The organism is Pantoea sp. SGAir0430 (assembly GCF_043549295.1).
The window spans coordinates 1,681,290-1,702,401 of sequence record NZ_CP039427.1; the positions used below are offsets into that span (position 1 = coordinate 1,681,290).

Here is a 21,112-nt window from a genome sequence, read left to right on the forward strand (position 1 = left end):
GCGCGCGCTTTTGTAGGGTGCGCATTTATGCGCACCGTCATCATCAGGTCGCGCTGGCCTGACCGATCGGCATTACGCCATGACTGGCGCCCCACTGTTACCGGGTCGCCAGCAACGCCGCGACTTGCCGCACATCCGCCACGTTATCCAGCGTCAGACACAGCGTTTCCAGCTGCTGCACCTGTGCCGCCGGCAAGACGCGCGCGGCGAGGCTACGGTATTTGGCGCGCAGCGCCGCGTCGCTCAGCGGATTTGCCGGCGATCCGGACGGCACCGCGACGTGCTGCTGCCACTGCTGGCCCTGCACCGTCTCCAGCCGAACCCACGGCTCATCATCGCGCCCCTGCTGGTGGTCAATCTCCAGCTCAATACGCGCCATCAGCGCGGCAGCTTCCGCACTCAGGCGACGGCTGTCGTCATAACTCGCCAGCTCCGCAGAGCCGAACAGCGCACGCGCCGTCAGCGCATACGGCAGGCTCATTTGCGCGGCGGCGAGGCTGGTGAGCTCACGCGTGCCGCACATCTCCAGCAGGAACGGATTGAGCCCAACCACAATGCGTGCAATATCCCCGGTCGCCACCGCATGCTGCTCAAGCAGCAGACCCAGCGCATCGATCGCCGCATGCGTACCGCGACAGGCGGCGTACGGCTTGATGGAACAGCGCGCCAGTTTCCACACCTCGCCCAGTTGGGCCGTGAGCGCGGCGGGCTGTTGCGTTTCACCGGCCAGCGTTTGCAGAAAGCCGCCCCAGCGCGCCTCAAATACCGCTGCCGGTCCGCTGATGCCGCGCTGTGCCAGCAGCGCCGCCTGTACGCCCCCTTCCGCCGCGCGCGCCGCGTGCAGCTTTTTGGTGTGCGAGCCATCATGAATAAAGCCCCACAGACCGCCACTGAAGCTGGCAGCGATGCCCAGCGCCGAGGCACACTGCGCGGCCGGTAGCCGCAGCAAACAACTGACGGCGGCCGCCGCGCCAAAAACGCCACAGCTGGCAGTTGAGTGCCAGCCCGCACCGTTGTGCGCCGCATACCCCCCGCAGGCTTCCAGCACGCGACGGCCGATGTCATAACCGACGACCATCGCGGTGAGAAATGCCCGTCCGTCGACCGGCTGCGTCGCCAGCGGCAGTGCCGCCAGCAGCGCCGGTAACACCACGGCACCGGAGTGATCGCAGCCGCCGGTGTCGTCCAGTTCATACATGTGCGCCGCCACGCCGTTGAGCCACGCCGCCTGGCGCGGGGAAGCTTGCTGTGCGCACCCCCACAGTTGCGCCACGGCGCTGCCGCCCTCTTCGGCCACCAGCGCCCGGCATTCGCGCCAGATCGGGCTGTCACAGCCCGCCAGCGCCGCGCCGAGCGTATCCAGCAGATGGCGCTTCGCCTGCGCTACCAGCGGTTCCGGCAGCTGGGCAAAGCGGGTGGCCGCGATGAAATCCGCCAGCCGATCAAGCGTGGTGTCCATGTTCGCCTCCGCTGACCCGGGCAAACACCTCTGCCGGATGATCGGCATCGTTATCCGGCTGCGTCTGCCAGTGCGCGGCCACCTGGCCGGCAGTAGCGATCCACACCTCATGCTGCTGCAGCGTCTCCAGCAGCTGACGCAGCAGGCCAATGCGCCCGGCGGTGCCGATAATTTCCGGGTGCAGCCGCAGCAGGTAGCACAGGCCGAAACGGTGAAAACCGTGGAAATCCTGCGTCAGGTTAGCCAGCGTTTCGCCATAGGGCGCGATGCGCGACTGTCCGGGCGGAATCGCCGGGCTGAGGTTGAAGGCAAAATAGGGCGCATCCTCCAGCGTGTAGTGCATGGGCAGCTCCACCAGCCGGGTGCCGGGGTGAAAATAGGGTAAATCATCACCGCGCCAGCTGGAGGACCAGCGGATGCCGTGCGTTGCCAGCGCCGCAGCAAGGCCCGGTTTCCACTGGCCGGCCGGCGTGCGAAACCCTGCAATCGGCTGGCCGGTCAGCTGCGCCAGCCGCTCGCAGCCGCGCGTTACGCTGGTAATCTGCTGCGCCAGCGTCAGCGCAGAGAAGTCTTCGTGTCGCTCACCGCTGCAGGCGATCTCATGCCCGGCGGCGACAATACGCTGCAGCACCTGCGGCTGCTCTTCGGCGACGATGGCCGGTAAGCACCAGCTGGCCAGCAGCTGTTTCTCCGCCAGCAGATCCAGCAGGCGATCAACGCCGCGCAGCGTGCCATAGCGCCACACCGACAGGGTTTTATCGCGCCCGGCGACCGCAGGGGCCTGCGTCAGGATGCCGTGAATATCGTGATAGTCGATGGTAATGATGGCCGCCGATTGTTTGCCCGACGGCCAGCGTGAATGTTCAGTCATGTTGCTGCTCCTGCAAATACCACGCGGCCACCGCATCACAGCGCGCAAACCACACATCGTCGCGCGCCGTCATGTGGGCAAACAGCTGCTCCAGCAACAGCAAACGGCCGGGCTGCCCGGAAATTTTCGGGTGGAACAGCGTGGTCAGGCACAATCCTTCCGCCATCGCGCCGTCAAATTCGCGCTGCCAGTTGTCACCGGTGTGCGCGTAGCTGGCGATGCGGTCGCCGCCCTGCGGAAAATCCGGCTGGCGCGTGTAGGCCAGCGAGGCGTAATCATCCATCTCCCATTTGCCGGGAATCTCCACCAGCGGCGTATGCCCGGCGACGGCAATGCTGTAGGGCCGATCGTCACCACGCATGCTGCTGGAGTAAATCACCCCGGCTTCCCGCAGAATCTGCGGCGTTTCGGCGTGCCAGTCGCCAGAAGGGGTGCGGAAACCGCAGGCGCGGATACCAAGATGTTGCTGAAAGATGGCGGCAGAGCGCGCCATCACGGCGCGCTGTTCATCTGGCGTAATCGCCCAGAACGATTCGTGGCGATAACCGTGATAGGCCACTTCGTGACCCTGTTCGATAATCGCCTGGCACTGCCGCGGCCACTGCTCCACCACCCACGCCGGCACAAAAAACGTGGCCGGCAGTTGGAAAGCGCGCAGCAGATCCAGCAGCCGACCGAGCGCGCGAAACGGCCCGTAGGCGCCAAAGGTGAAATACTCTGGTGTTGACCACAGGCTGCCATTGAGCATGGCATCGCCAGTGGGACCATCAAGATCAAACGCCAGCGCCATACAGCCACGCTTGCCCTGCGGCCAGCGCACTGCGCCCGGTTGTTGCATACGCCCGCTCCTTAGCCCTGATTCACCGTGGCTTCGGCAATGCCGTTGTCGCTCAGGCCCCATTTGCTGAGGATTTTCTGGTAGCTGCCATCGGCAATCATGGCATTAATGGCTGCCTGAATCGCCGTGGTCAGCTCACCGGCATCTTTACCCAGCGCCATGCCGGTGAACTGGAAGGAGAAGGCTTTATCCAGCGGCTTAAAGGTGCCTTTTTCCAGGTTCATGATGTACGGCAGGGTTTCGCTGCCCTGTACCGCGCCATCCAGACGACGCTGACGCAGCTGCGTGCGCGCATCGGCGGTACCTTCCGCGCCCACCACGATAATCGCAGGTTTACCGGCCGCTTCGCAGTGCGCTTTTGACCAGGTGGCAATCTCCTGCGGGAAGGTGGTGCGGCGGCTGGTGCCTACTTTTTTGCCGCACAGATCGGTGGCGCTGTTGATGTCGCTGCGCGCCGCCAGGGTGTAAAACTGCGGACCGGTTTTGAAGTAGTCGATAAAGTTAACCACCTTCTGCCGCTCTTTGGTGTCGGTCATGCCGGACATCACCAGATCGACGCGTTTGGTCACCACCGCGTTGACCATCTGTTCAAACGCGATCTCCTGCCAGTTAACCTTCACGCCCAGCTTCTCGCCAATTGCCTGGCCCAGCTCATAATCGACGCCGCTCAGCTGATTGGTGGCCGGATCTTTAAAATCCATCGGCGGGTAGTTTGGCATGATGGCGACGGTCAGCCCTTTCTCTTTGATACTGGCCGGTACGGCAATCTCCGCCCAGGCAGAGGATTGCAGCAGCAGCGCGGCACTGATGGCACTCAATAACAGCTTTTTCATTTATTCACCCCGGTCACGTTAAAGAAGAATCGCGTTGATAAAGTTTTTCATCCGTGGGTTTTGCGGGTTCAGCAGAATCTCTTCCGGTGCGCCCTGCTCAATAATGCGTCCCTCATCCATAAACACCACCTGGTTGGCGACCTCACGCGCAAAGCCCATTTCGTGGGTCACCACCAGCATGGTGGTACCTTCTTTTGCCAGCTGGCGCATCACCGCCAGCACTTCACCGACCATCTCCGGATCGAGCGCCGAGGTCGGTTCATCAAACAGCATCAGTTTGGGTTTCATCGCCAGCGCGCGGGCAATCGCCACGCGCTGCTGCTGACCGCCGGAGAGTGACTGCGGATAGTCGTGCGCTTTGTGCGCCAGTCCGACGCGATCCAGCAGCGCCATCGCCTCTTCGCTGGCCTCGCGTTTCGGGCGCAGCAGCACGCGACACGGCCCCTCAATGATGTTCTCCAGCGCGGTCTTGTGCGGAAACAGGTTGAAGCGCTGAAATACCATGCCGGTCTGCAGCCGCTGGCGCGCAATCTGTTTGTCACTCAGCGGATGCAGCTTGTTGCCGGCAATGCGATAGCCCGCCAGCTCGTTGTCGACCCAGATGCCGCCCTGATCCACTTTCTCCAGCTGGTTGATACAGCGCAGAAAGGTACTTTTACCGGAACCCGACGGGCCGAGAATGCACATCACCTCGCCGTAGTTCACTTCCAGGCTGACGTCCTTCAGCGCGTGGAACTGATCGAAATATTTGTTCACCTTGACGGCGCGCACGATGTTTCTCATCTCTCACTCCCGGTTACTGGCGACGACGATGGCCGCGTGAGAAGTAGCGTTCCAGCTGGCTCTGCCCGAACGACAGCAGCGTCACGATAATCAGGTACCAGATGCCCGCCACAAACAGCAGCTCCATCACGCGCGCGTTGGCGAAGTAGATGGTTTGCGCGTTGTACAGCAGCTCGGAGTACTGAATCATGCTGGCCAGACTGGTGGTTTTGATCATGCTGATGAACTCATTGCCGACCGGCGGCAGAATCACCCGCATCGCCTGCGGCAGAATGATGCGCTGCAGCGCCTGCAAACGCGGCATGCCGATGGCTTTGGCGGCTTCATATTGTCCGGTATCCACCGATAACAGCCCGGCGCGCACCACTTCTGAGGTGTACGCGCCCTGATTGATGCTCAGGCCGAGCAGTGCGGCGAGAAACGGCGTCATCACCGTGACGGTTTGCACGCTGAACAGACCGGGAATGCTGATGGTGGGAAACACCAGCGCCAGGTTGAACCACAGCAGCAGTTGCAGAATCAGCGGCGTGCCGCGAAAGATCCACGCATAGCCCACCGCGATATAGTGCAGCACCGGATTGGGCGACATGTACATGATGGCGGTGATGACGCCAAACAGGATGCCCAGCGCCATCGCCAGCACCGACATAATCAGCGTGTTAACCACGCCGTTAAGGATCGCCTGCGCGGTGAAGAACTGGCCGACGAACGACCACTCAATATTGCCGTGCGCAAAGGCGTTAACCAGCAGCGCCAGCAGCACGAGGATCACTGCCGATGCGGTGATGCGGCCATAATAGCGGCGCGGCACCACCTGATAGCGATCGAGATCGTAATGGGGCTGGACGCGGCCATTGTTGACCGACGGTTCAACCGGTGTGGTGTGTGACATAGGCTCTCCTCAGGCGCGCGGTCCGGCGTAATCATCGGCCCAGCGCTGCTGGTCCTGCATCAGGGTTTGCAGACGGGCCAGCTGCTCGCGCACCCGTGCCGGTGCGGTGCCGCCGTAGCCGCTGCGGGCTGCCAGCGCCGCTTCCAGCGTTAATGCCTGACGCACCTCGGGCGTGAGCCGTGTATCGACGCCGTGCAGCTGCGCATCGCTGAGATCGGCCAGGCCGCAGTTTTCGCGTTCACACAGCTGCACCAGCTGACCGGTAATCTCGTGCGCCTCGCGGAACGGCACGCCGCGCATTGCCAGCCAGTCGGCCACTTCGGTCGCCAGCGTAAAGCCATCCGGCGCCTGCTCGCGCATCACCTCAGTATTGAATTTCAGCGTCGCCATCATGCCGGCCATGGCAGGCAGCACCATCAGCAGCGTGTCGACCGCATCAATCACGTTACGTTTGTCGTCGCTGAGATCTCGGTTGTAAGAGAGCGGCATGGCTTTCATGGTGGTCAGCAGCGCCATCAGGTTACCGACCAGCCGGCCGCTGCGGCCGCGCGTCAGCTCGGCAATGTCCGGATTTTTCTTCTGCGGCATGATCGAACTGCCGGTGGCGTAACTGTCGTGCAGCTCCACCCAGCGGAACTGCCGTGACGCCCACAGGCACACCTCTTCACACAGCCGGGACAGGTTGATGCCAATCATGCTGGTGACGAACAGGAATTCCGCGGCGTAGTCGCGGCTGGCGACCGCATCGATCGAGTTTTCACACGGCGCCAGATAAGCGAGATCGGCAGCGGCCAGCTGTGGCTGACGCGCAATCGCCGAACCGGCCATCGCCGCCGCGCCCAGCGGACAGCGCGCGCTGCGGCGATCCCAGTCCTGCATACGCTCGATGTCACGCGCGAAGGATTGGGCATGCGCCAGCAGCTGATGGCCAAACACAATCGGCTGCGCCTGTTGCAGATGGGTGAAGCCGGGCGCGACGCTGTCGGTGTGTTGCGCGGCCTGCGTCACCAGCGCCTGCTGCAGCTGCAACAGCGCACTCACCAGCTTGCGGCCGTTATCCCGCAGGTAGAGACGCAGATCGTTGACGGTCTGATCGTTGCGTGAACGGCCGGCACGCAGCTTGCCGCCCAGCGCGCCGAGGCGTTCTGTCAGCGCGCGTTCGATGAAGGTATGCACGTCTTCATCGGCGGCAATCGGCTGCAGCTGGCCAGCGCGATAATCGGCGTCCAGCGCGTCAATCGCCGCCAGCATGGTATCCAGCTCGTCAGCGCTCAATAGCCCGGCACGCGCCAGCTCGCGCGCATGGGCGCGGCAACCGGCGAGGTCGTACGGCGCCAGCGCAAAGTAATAATCCGGGCTACGCGACAGCGCGGTTAAACTGGCTGCCGGAGCCGCTTTAAAACGTGCGCCCCATAACAGTTCGGCATTCTCAGACATGCTATTTCCCTCACAAATCAGCCGCAGCAATATGAAAAAGTTTGGATTCAGCCGGCAGCGATAATAAAAACTTATTTTATTGCCACGCTGGCAAATAGGTGGTATTTCAGATTCACTGTACTTTCACCGCAATTATTCCGGAGTTGAATAGCAAAAATGGAAAGTAAAGTTTCCCAGTCTGGAAACAATGCGAATAATCGCGGCGATAATGCGGTTCTGGCGCTGAGTAATATCGACTTAAAATTGCTGCGGGTATTTAAATGCGTGGTGGAAGCCGGCGGATTAACCGCCGCCAGTCACGAATTAAATATTGGCCTGGCGGCGATCAGTAAACAGGTTTCTGACCTGGAGATCCGGCTGGGCATGACGCTGTGCAGCCGCGGCCGTGAAGGTTTTGAGCTGACGCAGTACGGCATCAATGTTTATCAGGCCACGCTGGAGCTGTTCGTATCGCTCAACCTGTTTCGCGAGCGGCTGCACAATAGTCGCAACGAGCTGCTGGGCGACATCGCGATTTGCGTGGTGGATAACACCATTAGCGATCCACACTCGCCGGTTACCAGTGCGGTGCAACAGTTGCACCAGAAAGCGCCAAAGGTGCAGATTCGTCTGCAGACCGCACAGCTGGATGATATTGAACGCGGCATAAGCGAAGGGCGTTTTCATTGCGGCATTGCGCCCGTGTATGAAATGAAAAATGAGTTTGATTACTTCGAACTTTATAAAGAATACGCAAAATTATATTGCGCTGCGTCACATCCTCTCTATTGCGGATCTTGCGATAAAAATATTTCGGTGGATGTATTACGTCAGCAGAAAATTATTAATCATTTATATGTTACCCCACGCGATGAACGCCGCCTGATTCCGGTGCAGGAGAGCGGTGTGCAGGCGGTGCAGGTGGAATCGGTAGCCATGCTGATTTTAACCGGTCACTTTATTGGGTATTTACCGGAACATTATGCCGCTCCGTTTATTGCCCGCGGACAACTGTGTGAGCTGGGCGATGACACGCTGCGGCGCGAAACGGCATTTTGTCTGGTGATGAAGAAAGGCCGGAAAATAAATCCGATCATCCGGCTGTTTATGCAGGCGCTGGGGTTGAGCGATGCGGCGGCGGCGCACTGATTTGGTGCGTGTGACCAGGTTTCTGCTGGCAAGGGATGGGAAAGTGTACGCTGATGCCCTCACCCCGGTCCTCTCCCACCGGGAGAGGGGGACGCAGCCTGCGGACAAGGGAGAGGCAGCCTGTGGACAAGGGAAACGAAACGCGGCGTCCGGTAACAGCAACCAGAACGCTTACGTCAGCCGCTTATACATCACCGTGGTAGCATCCAGCTCGCCGGCCGTGGATTCGGCATAGTACGGAATGGAACCCGCCACCTGCCAGCCGAGCGACAGATAGAGCGCGCTGGCAACATCGCCGCTGCGCGTATCCAGCACCAGCAGCGTTTTTCCCAGCTGCTGCGCCAGCTGCTCGGCACGTAACATCAGACGGCGCGCAATGCCCTGACGACGCGCACGCGGATGCACCAGCAGCTTGCTGATCTCCGCGCGATGGCGGCCGTTGGGCATACTGCTGAAGCCCAGCATCACCGTGGCCACTATCTCGCCCGCTTGCCAGGCCACCAGCAGCTGGTTATCGCCGCTCGCCAGGCTGTAAATTTTGTCCTGCCAGAAACGCGCCATCACTGCGCGATCGTCTGCGTCAATGAAGCCGACGCTGGCACCGTCTGCCACGCAGCCGTGCAGCACCTCACACAGTGACGCCAGCAGCGGCTGCGCCTGGGTAGCGCTGAGAGAGTCGATTTCAATCATGGTTTGCACACCACCAGAATGTAGCGCGCGCCGCCTTCGGCATGCGCCTGAAAAGAGGAACGTCCGCTGAGGTGGAAGCGCAGGCAATCGCCGGCCTGTAGCGTCCAGCTCTGCGTCTCCATGGTGATGGTCAGCTCGCCCGACTGCAGCCAGATGTGCTGTTCCAGCCCCTGTACCGGCGGCGCATCATAATCAATGCGCGCGCCCGGACGCAGCACGCCCTCCACCAGCTCCGCTTTAAACTGACTGGCCGGCGGCGAGACGTTGCGCCGCTGGAAGCCGCTGAGCGTATCCTGCCAGACCGGCTGCTGCTCCGCTTTCAGCAGCAGCGCCGCTTCTTCTTCTACTTCGCTGAGCAGTCGCGACATGGTTAAACCGTAGGCCACGCACAAGCGATTAAGCAAAGCGGCGGTAGGGCTGGTCTCGGCGCGCTCAATGCGCGACAATGATGCCCGGCTAATGCCGGTTGCCAGAGCCAGTTCATCCAGCGACCAGCCGCGCTGCAGGCGTAATTCCGCCAGACGTGCCGCAAGCCGATCTTCCGTATTTAGAGCAGACATCTTTAACCTCTCATTTTCGGGAAATAAATCTCACATAAGAGATAAAGCCCGAAATCGTGCAGTGGGTCAAGTTGTACAATAAAATAATCATTGTACAAGCTCACTCTGGCGGTTAAGGTGTTGTTATGCAGGTCAGAATTTTAGAGGATGCCATGGCCTTATACAGTATCGGTGATGTTGCCGAGCGCTGTGGAATTAACCCGGTAACCCTGCGCGCCTGGCAGCGTCGTTATGGACTGTTAAAGCCGCAGCGCACTGAGGGTGGTCATCGACAATTTGATGATGAAGATGTTCAGCGGATCGAAGAGATCAAACGCTGGATAGAGAGCGGTGTGCCTGTTGGCAAAGTCAAAGCCCTGCTTGAAGGAGAGACCTTCAACGTTCATGACGGCTGGACGGCGCTGCAGGAAGAGCTGATGAGCGTGCTGCGCCACGTGCGCGCCTCCAAACTGCGCACCAAAATCGCCACCATTGGCCGTGAACACCCGGTCGATGCGCTGATTGACCACGTTTTTGTACCGGTACGCCAGCGTCTCGGGCTGGATCAAAATACCGCCCGCACCATGTGCAGTCTGCTGGACGGCGCACTGATTGATTATGTCGCGTTCTGTCTGGCAGGCGCGCGTAAAAAAGCCGGCAAAGATGCCTTAATGATTGGCTGGGGCGTAGAAGATCGCACCCGCATCTGGCTGGAAGCCTGGCGCTTAGCGCAGCAGGGCTGGCGCATTGATGTGCTGGCGGAACCGCTGGATATGCCGCGTCCGGAGCTGTTTCCCGGCCAGCATCTGTTTATCTGGACCGGTAAAAAGCCGACGCGCCGCCAGCTGGAGCAGTTCGAACACTGGCAGGCTCAGGGCTTCTCGATTCACGTCCACGAACCGACCTGAAAAATCGCACATGCGGCCTTTGCCTTACCGCATGTGCGCGTTATCATGCCGCACTTCATGACTTTTCTCAGGTTTACCTATGAACTGGAATAAAATTCTGATTGGCACCCTGTTTGCCATCATGGCGATTGGCGGCATGGGCGGCATGATGCTGGTTGGCTACAGCCTTATTCTGCATACCCACTGAGTGCGTGCTGCAACCGCTCCAGCAGCCGGTCGCAGATCAGCGCCAGTAGCGCCACCAGCAGCGCGCCCTGAATCACATAGGCGGTATTGAAGCCGCTCAGACCGATAATCACCGGCGAACCCAGACTCTCCGCCCCGACGGTTGAGGCGATGGTCGCGGTGCCGATGTTGATCATCACTGAGGTGCGCACGCCTGCCATGATCACCGGTGCCGCCAGCGCCAGCTCTATCTGCCACAGACGCCGCCACGGTCCCATTCCCAGACCGACGGCGATCTCACGGCTGCTGGCCGGAACGCTGTCCAGTCCCGCCAGCGTGCCCTGCAGAATTGGCAACAGCCCATACAAAAACAGCGCCATCACCGCCGGCGCAGCGCCAAAGCCCATGACCGGCACGGCAATCGCCAGCACCGCCACCGGCGGAAAGGTCTGACCGGCAGCCGCCAGCGTCTCCAGCAGCGGGCGGAACGCCCTGCCGCCGTGACGGGTAGCGAAGACCGCACAGCCAATGCCCACCACAATCGCCAGCGCGCTGCCGCTGATCACCAGCAACAGATGGGCCAGCGCCAGTTGCCAGAAACTCTCCTGCTGGTACAGCGGACGCTCCAGCTGCGGAAACCAGTGCGCAAACAGCGGCGCACTGTGCGGTAACCCCCACAGCAACAGCAGAAATACCCCCAGCAGCCAGTAGAGCGGATCGCGCAGCACTCGCATCAGCCCGCCTCCTGCTGTCGCAGCAAATCGCTAAAGTGCAGCACGCCCAGCGGCTGCTGATGTTGATCGACAACCGGTAATTTGTCGGTGCGGCGCGCAATAAACTGCGACAGCGCCTCGCGCAGCGTCAGCCCGGCGGCGATCGGTTCCGCCTCCAGCCACTCACCGCGTCGTGCCGCACTGCCGGCCCGCCCCAGCGCCAGCAGACGCACGCCCAGCTCGCTGCGGCCAAAGAACTGGCGCGCGAAATCACTGGCAGGCTGCGTCAGCAGGTCAATCGGCCGTCCCTGCTGCACAATCTCTCCGCCGTCCATCAGCACCAGCTGATCGGCGAGGGTTAACGCTTCGTCGATATCGTGCGTCACCAGTACCACGGTGCGCCCCGACAGCTGCTGAATGCGCAGCATCTCCTGCTGCAGCGCCTGCCGGTTGACCGGATCGAGCGCGCCGAACGGTTCATCCATCAGCAGCAGTTCCGGATCGGCCGCCAGCGCGCGCGCCACGCCAACACGCTGCTGCTGACCGCCGGAGAGCTGGTGCGGATAGCGCGTCGCCAGCTGACTGTCGAGATTGAGCAGCGCCAGCAGCTCCTCAACCCGTGCGGCAATTTTTTCCCGCGGCCAGCCGAGCAGCGACGGCACGGTGGCGATATTTTTGGCCACATTCCAGTGTGGAAACAGGCCGATGGACTGAATGGCATAGCCAATGCGCCGCCGCAGCGCGCGCGCATCCATCTGCTCGATCGGCTCACCGGCAAAACGGATTTCGCCGCTGTCATGCTCAACCAGCCGGTTAATCATCTTCAGCGTGGTGGATTTACCCGAGCCGGACGTGCCGATCAGCACGGTAAAACTGCCCTTCTCAATCTTCAGCGACAGGTTGCGAATCGCCTCTTTACCGGCGAACGCTTTGCTCACCTGATGAAATTCAATCATGTCCTCTCTCCAGCAGCGCCGACAGCAATCGCAGCAGCGCATCGAATATCACCGCCAGCGCCACCACCGGAATCACGCCCAGCAGCACCAGATCCAGTGCGCTGCTCAGCAGTCCCTGAAACACAATGGCGCCGAAGCCGCCGGCTCCAATCAGTGCGGCGACTACCGCCAGCCCGACGGTTTGCACCACCACCACGCGCAGTCCGGAGAGCCACACCGGCAGCGCCAGCGGCAGCTCAGCTTGCCAGAACTGCTGCCAGCTACTCATGCCCATGCCGCGCGCGGTTTCACGCACCTCCTGCGGCACCTGCTGCAGCCCCGCAACCACGCTGCGCACCAGCGGCAGCAGTGCATACAGCACCAGCGCAATCAGCGCCGGCGCGACGCCAATCCCGCTGATACCGAGGCGCGCCAGCTGCGGAAAATGCGCCGCCAGCCCGGCCAGCGGTGCAATCAGCAGGCCAAACAACGCCACAGACGGCACGGTCTGGATCAGATTCAGCACGCTGAAGGCGGCATGTTGCCAGCGGGCGCGACGCGCGATGGCGAGTCCCAGCGGCAGACCAATCAGTAAGGTGGGCAGCAGCGTGCCGCCCAGCAGCAGCAGATGCTGGCTGAACGCGGCGTTAAAGACAGCGGTGCGATTGCTGTACTCTTTTAGCAGCGACAGCGCGTCCAGCTGACCACTCAGCAGCAGTATCAGCGGCGGCAGCCACAGTTGCAGATTAAGCAGAATACGCAGTGGCGTCTGCTGGCTAAGCTGGCGAATCGCTTCGGCGGCCAGCAGCAGCGCTAATCCTGCCGCACACCAGAGGCCGCTGCCCAGCGCGGTGCGCGCCAGCGGGCTGCCGCTGCGGGCCAGCTCACTGGCGGCGTGGCCGCCGATGCCAATCAGCAGGGCGAACAGTAGCTCCGCGCCCAGCAGCTGCGCCAGCGCCGCGCCGCGACCTGGCGGCCACCACAATCCCAGCCATAGCCATAACAGCGGCAGCAGCAGCAGCCAGCCCGCCGTTACCTGCCAAAGCATCAGCGGCTGTCCGGAGACCAGCCGGTTGGCCGCATAGCTCAGCAGCGGTAGCGCTCCCAGCGCCAGCGTGATCAGCAGCGTCAGCACCAGCAGCACCGGCTGCTGGCGCGGTCGGTTTATCCGTGACAGCACCGCTTACAGCAACTTATTCTGCTGCAGCCACTGCTGCGCCACCTGGCTGGCGTCCTGACCGTCAACGGCGATTTGCGCGTTGAGCTGCTGCAGGGTTTTCTCATCCAGCTTGCTGAATACCGGCTGCAGCCAGTCGGCAATCTGCGGGTACTGTTGCAGCACGCTGGCGCGGATCACCGGCGCGGGCGCGTAAATCGGCTGTACGCCCTTCGGGTCACTCAGGGTTTGCAGGCCGAGCGCCGCGACCGGGCCGTCGGTACCGTAAGCCATCGCCGCATTGACGCCGGACGTTTGCTGGGCGGCCGCTTTGATGGTAACGGCGGTGTCCCCGCCGGCCAGCGACAGCAGCTGTGACTGGCCCAGCTTGAAGTTGTAGGCTTTCTCAAACGCCGGCAGCGCATCGCTGCGCTCGATGAACTCCGCCGACGCCGCCAGCTTAAAGGTGCCGCCTTTTTTCAGGTAAGCGCTGAGATCGTCGAGGGATTGCAGGTTATTCTGCTGCGCGACATCGCCGCGCACCGCAATGGTCCAGGTGTTGTTAGCCGGTGCTGGCGTCAGCCATACCAGATGATTTTTCTCTGCATCGAGCTTTTTCACCTTTTCATAGCCCTGCTGCGCGTTTTTCCACGCCGCGTCCTTCTCATCATTGAAGAAGAACGCCCCGTTGCCGGTATATTCCGGGTAGATATCCAGCTCACCGGCGGTGATTGCGCCGCGCACCACCTGCGTGGTACCGAGCTGGATTTTATTCACGGTTTTTACCCCATGCTGGTTCAGCACCTGCAGAATGATGTTGCCGAGCAGCGAACCTTCAGTATCGATCTTGGAACCTACCTTGACCGGGTCCGCTGCCTGCACGGCCCCGACACTCATCGCGAATGCGATCATCCCCAATAAACCCTGCTTAATCATGGTGCTTTCCTCAGCATTATTTTCTTTCAGTGATTATCAAGCGTAGCCTGGCGAAACGGGATGGGTGCGGTCAAGCGGCGCAATTCGTTCTTTTTCTGCTATCCGTTGCCGGTTTTATAGAACGCTTTGGTTGCACTTATAACCAAATAGAATTTTTCACATCCTTGGCGCGGCTTATGCTCATAGCCCCCACTCTTTACAATAAATCACACAACATCATGTCCGACTTAACTTCTTCGGCGCACGTGGCGCTGGCAGGGAATACGCCGCAGGGCGATACGCAGTGGATTCGCAGTGCAGCCGACGTGACGCGGCTGGTCAATAACAGTAATGCCTCGCGCAGCAATGCGCGCATCGTCATCGCCATTGCGCTGGGCGGGGTTTTTCTCGATGCCTACGATCTTGGTGCGCTGGCCTTCGGTATTAAAGATGTCACGCGCGAATTCAATCTGACGCCCGCCGGCACCGGCATGGTGGCGTCGGCTATCACCTTTGGCGCGATCGTTGGTGCGCTGATCGGTGGCTATCTCACCGATAAAATTGGTCGCTATCGGGTCTTTATGGCCGATATGTTCTTTTTCGTGGTGGCGGCACTGGCCTGTGCCTTTGCGCCGAACGAGTATGTACTGGCGGCGGCGCGCTTTGTGATGGGGCTCGGCGTCGGCATCGATCTGCCGGTGGCGATGGCGTTTCTGGCGGAGTTTTCCCGACTGCGCGGTCAGGGCAATAAGGCCGCCAGCGTCGCGATGTGGTGCCCCACCTGGTACGCGGCGATCAGCATCTCCTATCTGCTGGTGCTGCTGCTGTATGCGGTGCTGCCAGAGAGCCATACTGACTGGCTGTGGCGGCTGATCCTCGGCTTTGGCGCGGTACCGGCGCTGTTGATCATCGCCATCCGCAGCCGTTACATGAGCGAATCACCGATCTGGGCGGCAAATCAGGGCAACCTGCAGGGTGCAGCGGCAATCCTGCGGCGGTCATATAACATCAACGCGGAGGTCGCGCAGGATGCCGAGCTCACTGCCGTACAGCCAGTACGTAAAGCCAGCTGGCGCAACTATGGCGCGCTGCTGCAAGGCGTTTACCGCCGCCGTACGCTACTGGCAACGATAACCTCGATTGCCTCGTCGTTCGCCTATAACGCCGTGGCCTTTGGCCTGCCGGTGATCATCTCCAGCTTCCTCGCGCAGTCGATGCTGACCACCATTCTGGTCTCGCTGGCGCTTAACCTGCTGTTTGCGTTTGTTGGCGGCCTGCTGGCGGTGCGGCTGGTGCCACGGCTGGGCGCGTGGAAGATGTCGGTGGCCGGTTACGCCTGCCAGTGTGCGGCGCTGCTGGGTCTGGCGCTGATTGGTCGCCCGGCCGGCGGCGAGGAAGCGGCCCTGGCGATTGCCATGCTGGCGCTGTTCCTGTTCGGTCAGGGGTTTGGTCCGGGTTCGCACACCATGACGTTTGCCTCGCTGAGCTATCCGGCTTCGCTGCGCGGCGTGGGCGTCGGCTTTAACCAGACGCTGATGCGCGCCAGTTCGACGGTATCCCTGTTTGTGTTTCCGCTGCTGGTCGCGGCGTTCGGCACCGGCGTGTTCTGGGTGATCCTGCTCGCACCGCTGGCCGGATTACTGGCGCTGCTGGCGATTCGCTGGGAACCGTCAGGCTATGACGTCGATGCGGAAGATTTTCAGTAAGCGGATAACGCCTCAGCGATGAGGCGTTGGCTCAGGCGGTGAGGCGGAAATCGCCCAGCGTATTGGGGATGCGCGGAAAAGTGTGCAGGAACCACGGCGTGAATTTTGCCGGATTATCGCGCATCTCCTGCTGAATCTGTTCGACTGAGCGGTAACACCAGTCGTCAGCCTCATCAAGGTTGAGCACCGGCACTTCGTCACTGATGGCGAAAAACACGTGACCGTACTCATGTTCGATCAGACCGTTGCTGAGCGGCAGGTTATAGCTCAGTTCAAACACCGGCGTTAACGCCAGATCCAGTCCCATCTCTTCACGCAGGCGGCGCTCAGCCGCATCGCGCGTCGGCTCCTGCGGGTAAGGATGGCTGCAGCAGGTATTGCTCCACAAACCGCCGCAGTGATACTTGCTTTGCGCCCGGCGCTGCAGCAACAGTTCATGGCGCGAATTGAACACGTAAACCGTTACCGCACGATGCAGCAATCCTTTCTCATGCACTTCCAGCTTTTCCATCTTGCCGGTGGGACGATCGAGGTGGTCAACGAGGATAACTTCAATGGCGGGCATGACAACTCCTTCGGAAAAATCCCCACTATTGTACACAATAGCGGAAGCGGCAGCGGAGAAAATCGCGCACATTCCGTGCGCTGGCGCGATAAGCAGTAAGCTTAGCAGCCAGCGGATAATTCTGGAGAATAAGGCAGGAAAAAGCGTGACAGCGGCGCAAAAAACGCGCCGCTGTGCTTTCTGACGGGATGAATTACAGTTTGAAGCCGTGCACCACCTGCTCAAGCTGCACGCTCTGCTCTTCCATGGCGCGCGCCGCTGCCGAGACCTGCTCCACCAGCGCCGCGTTCTGCTGGGTGCTGCCGTCGAGCTGGGTAATCGCCACGTTCACCTGTTCGATCCCCATGCTCTGCTCACGGCTGGCGGACATGATTTCGCTCATCAGCGTTGTCACGCTGCTGACGCCCTGCATCAGCTCGTCCATGGTTTGTCCGGCCTGCTCCACCAGCTGGCTGCCGGTGTCGATATTAGCTACCGACTCTTCAATCAGCTTCTTGATTTCGCGCGCCGAGTTGGCGGAACGCTGCGCCAGATTGCGTACCTCCGAAGCCACCACGGCAAACCCGCGCCCCTGTTCACCGGCGCGTGCCGCTTCTACCGCCGCGTTGAGCGCCAGAATGTTGGTCTGGAAAGCGATGCTGTCGATCACGCTGATGATATCCACCACCTTACGCGAGGAGTGATGGATTTCGCCCATGGTGCTGACCACCTGACGCACCACTTCACTGCCGCGCGCCGCCACCTGAGACGCGCCATCTGCCAGCTGGTTAGCGTGCGTGGCGTTGTCGGCGTTCTGACGCACCGTGCCGGTCAGTTCTTCCATCGACGCGGCGGTTTGCACAATGGAACTCGCCTGTGATTCCGTCCGCGCCGAGAGATCGGCGTTGCCGCTGGCGATTTCGCGTGAAGCCGCGGTAATCGCCAGTGCGCTGTCGCCCACCTGGCGCATCAGCCCCTGCAAATGGGCGATGAACTGGTTGAAGCTTTGCGCCACGGCGTTGAATTCCGGGCTATTGCTGGCTGGCAGACGCTGCGTCAGATCCGCACCACCAGTCGACAGCGCTTCGATGTTTTGATGCAGCAGATTCAGGCGTTTCATCATCGCGCGGACAAAGCCAAGCAGCACCAGCAGCAGCAGAATCGCCAGCGGGATCTGGACCAGGCCGAGACGGGTCAGCATGCTGTGCGTCTGCGCATCCAGCAGCGCGGACGGCACGTCGCTGGCCAGATACCACGGGCTGCCGGGGATGGCCTGCAGGAACAGCGTGTGCTCGCCATCTTCTCCGCTGAAGGTGGTTTGCGACGGCTGAGAACCGGCCTGTGCCAGCAGCCCTTTCAGCGCCGCCGCCATTGGCAGTTGGGTATCAGCCAGATTTTCCAGCTTCGGCGTCCCCTCCAGCAACGCGGCATTACCGACCACTTTGCCGTCCGCTTCGACAATCAGTACGCGGCCATGAATCGCCTCACCCATTTGCTGCGCCAGCTGGTTGAAAAAGCCGAGCGTGACGTCAATGGTTGAGACGCCCCACACAGTGCCGTTACGGTAAATCGCCATGGCGCAGTTGGTGCGCGGCTGCGGGCTGGCAGCATCCTGATAAGCCTTCGCCCACGCGCACTGGCCTTTTTCTGCGGCCATGCCATCTTTGTACCACGGCTGCTCCCAGTATTTGTCGGCAGCATCGGAGTTCCAGTAGGTATTGACCTGCAGCTGGTTGCTGGCGTTACGCGCAAAGAACGAGCTGTCTTTCTCTTTAGCCGGATCGCGCCGGTTGGGTAACGGCCAGATACCGCCGCCGAACACGTTGCTGTCCTGATACTGGTTAACCAGCGCCGGCAGCAGCGTATCAATGGCGGCGCTGTCCATCACGCCCGCCGCTTCGGTAATGGCACGCTGCTGCGCCTGCACGCGGTTCATCTGCTCGACGATACGTCCGGCGAGACCATCCACCTCATAGCGCACCAGCCGGCTTTCGTTCTGGCTAAGCTGCGGCGCGATGAACTGGTTAATCACCAGGACGGTGACCAGCATAAGAACAACGAAGAATGCGACTAAGGTCGCGGTAAAACGGGATTGTGTGGTTTTTAACATCGGTGTGCCCTTACCCTGGTGTGGCGAGTTGCCTGATCGAGGTTAACGGCTTGTTACAGAGGAACTTGAGGTGCGCCAGATCACAAAATGGTTAACTGATTGAATAGCGTGATCATAAGAGCGCTTATTGTCACTGGCCTTACCCTGCCCCCTTTCTGACCGCTCTGGTGTTAACTTCCGTGCCAGTCGCTACGCCGGGCTTTCGGCCTTCAGTTCGCCGTCCGGAATCGTCCTGAAAGGGAATATGGCGCAAGCGCTGGTTCCTTTGTGTTGTGCTAACAGCGGACGTACTCGCCCCACGTATAGTGCATTTCTAAGCTGCCCACGCACAGAGCCTAAAAATTTGCTGCAAGATGCCGATACCTGAACTTCTTAATCAATATATGAAGGACCATATATGTACTTCGTACGCTCTTTAATTCGTCCGCTTTCTTTGCTGTCTCTCCTGCCGTTTTCTTGCGTCCAGGCTGCAGATATGCCCGAATTAACAGGTGCCATCATGAATCCCTTTTCCGTTACCCGCATCCACGATCGGGTAAATTTCATGGTGTCGTTAAACTTCAATAACGGAAAAACGGCGCAACAATGGCGGTCGATTGATTGCAAACAGGGCAAAGCACAGCTCCTGTATAAGGATCTGTTAAATGATAAGGGCTTAACCATTGCTCGTTATTACGGTAACAGCTATCTCCGGTACGCGCCTGCACAGGATGATCAGCAAATTACCGCAGACGATATCCACAAGGTGTGCAAACTCCCCATAAAAGAGGCTCGATGGGAAAAGTTATCAGCCACGTCTGAAATCGGCACCACCAAACTGGTCGATGTGAATAGCATTCAACACACTGGCGATATTTTATCGGTTCGTCTGGGATATGATTACGCAGATATCATCTGGGAACCGCCTTACGATGCGCCGCTGGGATTAAAAACAGAACACTACCTGTACAACTGTAAGACCCATCAGGGTGCTGTAATTGCTGCCATGAATTTCGACAGCGAGGGGCGCGTTACAGATTCACTCATCACTGCTGACCTTGTTCGCCGCAAGAGTAGCTTCAAAATTGATACTCAGATGACACAACGTTTCGATCAGCTCTGCCAGTTACCCGCAGGAAAAAAGTTTACCGCTGAAGGACATTTTGTGTCCGCTGCGAATAAGCCAGCATCCACGTTGATGGGGCCATTAATGCCAGACCTGAGTAAAAATAATTCGCAGTGGCTGGATAAGTATTCTCTTTCTGCTGAAATTGAACGGCAGGCACAAGCACTGATTAAACCCTGGGCGCTGCCACGCTTCAAACAAATCCGTTATACCGAAGTAAGCACGCTCGGTAAGGTTGAAGTTCAGCTGGATGCACAGCCAAATGGTTATGTACGTAAGCTGGAAGATTACGGTATCTGGAAGGTGCAACGTTTGACGCTGGCTAATCAGTTGCAGCTTAAGTTCACCATGTCCATCAGCACAGGCGCATCTCTCCTTAATAAGTTGCAGACGGATCTGCGTTTTCCGCTAGTAACGGGTCAACAATATCAGGCGCAATGGGAAAGTATTGACTCCGATAAGAAAATTACGTCTTCACGGTTACGCTGCAAGGTAACCTCGATGGGAGACGCAAAGAGCATTGCGGATGAATTTAGCGGCAAATATCTCTTAGTCGAGTGTCAGCAAACTGATTCAGGACAAGCGGGTAGCCGTGTCAGACTCGCCTGGCTGCAGGATCTCAATGTGTTCGTCACCGTTGCTATGCAGGTAGGTGATAAGCCGGAAAGCCTGGTGAAACTGGAAAATGTAAGTGTAATACGTTAATCAGCAGGCAGGCACACAGCATTTATTATTTATGGTATCTGAAATGAGTGAATTTAAAGATTTTGAGCTTGTAAAGGAATCACTGTTAGAGTTTATTAAAAAAAAGGAAGTAAAAGCCAGATTTGCCCATGTCGTGGCCAATGAGTACAACGACTGGGAAAAATGGTTTCAAATTGAGTTTGAATATTTCCTTTTGAATGAGAAGGGTTTTCACACCAGAAGGGAGTTGAAGGCGAAATCTGATCAAAGAAGCAAACTCAATCGTTTTTACATGTTTGTCGATTTGATTTTCAGAAAACCTAATACTGCAAAGGATCAGTACATCTACCTTGAATTTAAGCGGGCAATGAAAGCGACAACGTTAGTCAAAGGAATGTTGCACGACATATCCAAAGTGAATTCAATCGTTAAATCACACTACATTGAGACTGAAATTAAGCAGCGTTCATTTTGGTGTGTGGGTTTTTATCACTCTTTCCATAATTTGACGGTTGACCGTGCACAGGAAGAGATCAAGCAATACTCCAAAAGCTTTCACGAACCGGTGTATCTATGCTCGTGCCGGGGCGCATCGCATTATGATGAATGCCCAAAAATCGGCGTAGTCATCATCTGACAGGTCTGTTTCCTGCATACCTGAACCTTGCATAACTGACTCATCACAGCATCGCGCGAAAAGT

Annotated in this window: 20 protein-coding genes; 5 read left to right on the top strand and 15 right to left on the bottom strand. The window is 59.3% G+C overall.

Annotated features, from left to right (window positions below):
• Positions 1 to 97: 97 nt before the first annotated feature.
• The 7 genes from E7738_RS08105 to argH are packed head-to-tail and all read right to left on the bottom strand — an operon-like array spanning position 98 to position 7,113.
• On the bottom strand, positions 98 to 1,459 hold the full coding sequence (locus tag E7738_RS08105) for an MmgE/PrpD family protein (protein ID WP_394516276.1): 1,362 nt from the start codon (positions 1,457 to 1,459) through the stop codon (positions 98 to 100).
• Positions 1,443 to 2,330, bottom strand: a complete 888-nt coding sequence (locus E7738_RS08110) for a polysaccharide deacetylase family protein (protein ID WP_267410949.1) — start codon at positions 2,328 to 2,330, stop codon at positions 1,443 to 1,445. Before E7738_RS08110 ends, E7738_RS08105 begins: the two co-directional genes overlap by 17 nt.
• Complete coding sequence (locus tag E7738_RS08115) at positions 2,323 to 3,168, bottom strand: polysaccharide deacetylase family protein (RefSeq protein ID WP_021508446.1); 846 nt, start codon at positions 3,166 to 3,168, stop codon at positions 2,323 to 2,325. The genes E7738_RS08110 and E7738_RS08115 overlap by 8 nt, the downstream gene beginning before the upstream one ends.
• Positions 3,169 to 3,179: 11 nt before the next feature.
• Positions 3,180 to 4,001, bottom strand: coding sequence for an ABC transporter substrate-binding protein (locus tag E7738_RS08120; protein WP_394516277.1), 822 nt, complete (start codon positions 3,999 to 4,001; stop codon positions 3,180 to 3,182).
• An 18-nt stretch (positions 4,002 to 4,019) separates the two neighbouring features.
• The gene (locus E7738_RS08125; RefSeq protein ID WP_021508448.1) at positions 4,020 to 4,784 is read right to left on the bottom strand and encodes an amino acid ABC transporter ATP-binding protein; all 765 of its coding nucleotides are present in this window, start codon (positions 4,782 to 4,784) and stop codon (positions 4,020 to 4,022) included.
• A 13-nt stretch (positions 4,785 to 4,797) separates the two neighbouring features.
• On the bottom strand, positions 4,798 to 5,676 hold the full coding sequence (locus E7738_RS08130) for an amino acid ABC transporter permease (protein ID WP_021508449.1): 879 nt from the start codon (positions 5,674 to 5,676) through the stop codon (positions 4,798 to 4,800).
• A 9-nt stretch (positions 5,677 to 5,685) separates the two neighbouring features.
• A complete protein-coding gene (gene argH / locus E7738_RS08135; protein WP_058769494.1) occupies positions 5,686 to 7,113 on the bottom strand; it encodes an argininosuccinate lyase in 1,428 nt (475 codons plus the stop codon).
• Positions 7,114 to 7,269: 156 nt separating this feature from the next.
• Here argH and E7738_RS08140 point away from each other — a divergent pair, with 156 nt between their 5' ends.
• Positions 7,270 to 8,241 (top strand): LysR family transcriptional regulator, encoded by a 972-nt coding sequence (locus E7738_RS08140; RefSeq protein WP_021508451.1) that lies wholly within the window; start codon positions 7,270 to 7,272, stop codon positions 8,239 to 8,241.
• A gap of 171 nt (positions 8,242 to 8,412) precedes the next feature.
• Here the strand turns inward: E7738_RS08140 and E7738_RS08145 are convergent, their stop codons facing one another.
• Together E7738_RS08145 and E7738_RS08150 are read right to left on the bottom strand one after the other, a co-directional pair.
• Positions 8,413 to 8,931 carry a GNAT family N-acetyltransferase gene (locus E7738_RS08145; protein ID WP_394516278.1) on the bottom strand — a complete coding sequence of 173 codons (519 nt, stop codon included), beginning with the start codon at positions 8,929 to 8,931 and terminating at the stop codon, positions 8,413 to 8,415.
• On the bottom strand, positions 8,928 to 9,491 hold the full coding sequence (locus E7738_RS08150; RefSeq protein ID WP_058775322.1) for a helix-turn-helix domain-containing protein: 564 nt from the start codon (positions 9,489 to 9,491) through the stop codon (positions 8,928 to 8,930). The genes E7738_RS08145 and E7738_RS08150 overlap by 4 nt, the downstream gene beginning before the upstream one ends.
• A 152-nt stretch (positions 9,492 to 9,643) precedes the next feature.
• On the opposite strand from E7738_RS08150, the gene E7738_RS08155 reads away from it, so the two are divergent.
• Entirely contained in the window at positions 9,644 to 10,378 is a 735-nt protein-coding gene (locus E7738_RS08155; protein ID WP_031279872.1) for a MerR family transcriptional regulator, read from the top strand.
• A 167-nt stretch (positions 10,379 to 10,545) separates the two neighbouring features.
• On the opposite strand, the gene E7738_RS08160 is transcribed toward E7738_RS08155, so the two are convergent.
• Genes E7738_RS08160 through E7738_RS08175 form a run of 4 tightly spaced genes read right to left on the bottom strand, consistent with a single transcriptional unit; the run spans position 10,546 to position 14,283 of the window.
• On the bottom strand, positions 10,546 to 11,277 hold the full coding sequence (locus E7738_RS08160; protein WP_127833836.1) for an ABC transporter permease: 732 nt from the start codon (positions 11,275 to 11,277) through the stop codon (positions 10,546 to 10,548).
• On the bottom strand, positions 11,277 to 12,212 hold the full coding sequence (locus tag E7738_RS08165; RefSeq protein ID WP_059011161.1) for an ABC transporter ATP-binding protein: 936 nt from the start codon (positions 12,210 to 12,212) through the stop codon (positions 11,277 to 11,279). Before E7738_RS08165 ends, E7738_RS08160 begins: the two co-directional genes overlap by 1 nt.
• Positions 12,205 to 13,371: an ABC transporter permease gene (locus E7738_RS08170; RefSeq protein WP_282995668.1), complete on the bottom strand. Its 1,167-nt coding sequence runs from the start codon at positions 13,369 to 13,371 to the stop codon at positions 12,205 to 12,207. Before E7738_RS08170 ends, E7738_RS08165 begins: the two co-directional genes overlap by 8 nt.
• A gap of 3 nt (positions 13,372 to 13,374) precedes the next feature.
• Entirely contained in the window at positions 13,375 to 14,283 is a 909-nt protein-coding gene (locus tag E7738_RS08175; protein WP_058780854.1) for a glycine betaine ABC transporter substrate-binding protein OsmF, read from the bottom strand.
• Positions 14,284 to 14,501: 218 nt separating this feature from the next.
• On the opposite strand from E7738_RS08175, the gene E7738_RS08180 reads away from it, so the two are divergent.
• A complete protein-coding gene (locus E7738_RS08180; protein WP_394516279.1) occupies positions 14,502 to 15,968 on the top strand; it encodes an MFS transporter in 1,467 nt (488 codons plus the stop codon).
• Between the two features lie 31 nt (positions 15,969 to 15,999).
• On the opposite strand, the gene idi is transcribed toward E7738_RS08180, so the two are convergent.
• Both idi and E7738_RS08190 read right to left on the bottom strand, forming a co-directional pair.
• A complete protein-coding gene (idi, locus tag E7738_RS08185; protein ID WP_058757829.1) occupies positions 16,000 to 16,533 on the bottom strand; it encodes an isopentenyl-diphosphate Delta-isomerase in 534 nt (177 codons plus the stop codon).
• Between the two features lie 193 nt (positions 16,534 to 16,726).
• Entirely contained in the window at positions 16,727 to 18,622 is a 1,896-nt protein-coding gene (locus E7738_RS08190) for a methyl-accepting chemotaxis protein (RefSeq protein WP_058769488.1), read from the bottom strand.
• 397 nt (positions 18,623 to 19,019) lie between these two features.
• Here E7738_RS08190 and E7738_RS08195 point away from each other — a divergent pair, with 397 nt between their 5' ends.
• On the top strand, positions 19,020 to 20,432 hold the full coding sequence (locus tag E7738_RS08195; protein WP_394516280.1) for a hypothetical protein: 1,413 nt from the start codon (positions 19,020 to 19,022) through the stop codon (positions 20,430 to 20,432).
• A 43-nt stretch (positions 20,433 to 20,475) separates the two neighbouring features.
• Positions 20,476 to 21,048: a hypothetical protein gene (locus E7738_RS08200; RefSeq protein WP_394516281.1), complete on the top strand. Its 573-nt coding sequence runs from the start codon at positions 20,476 to 20,478 to the stop codon at positions 21,046 to 21,048.
• Positions 21,049 to 21,112: the final 64 nt, after the last annotated feature.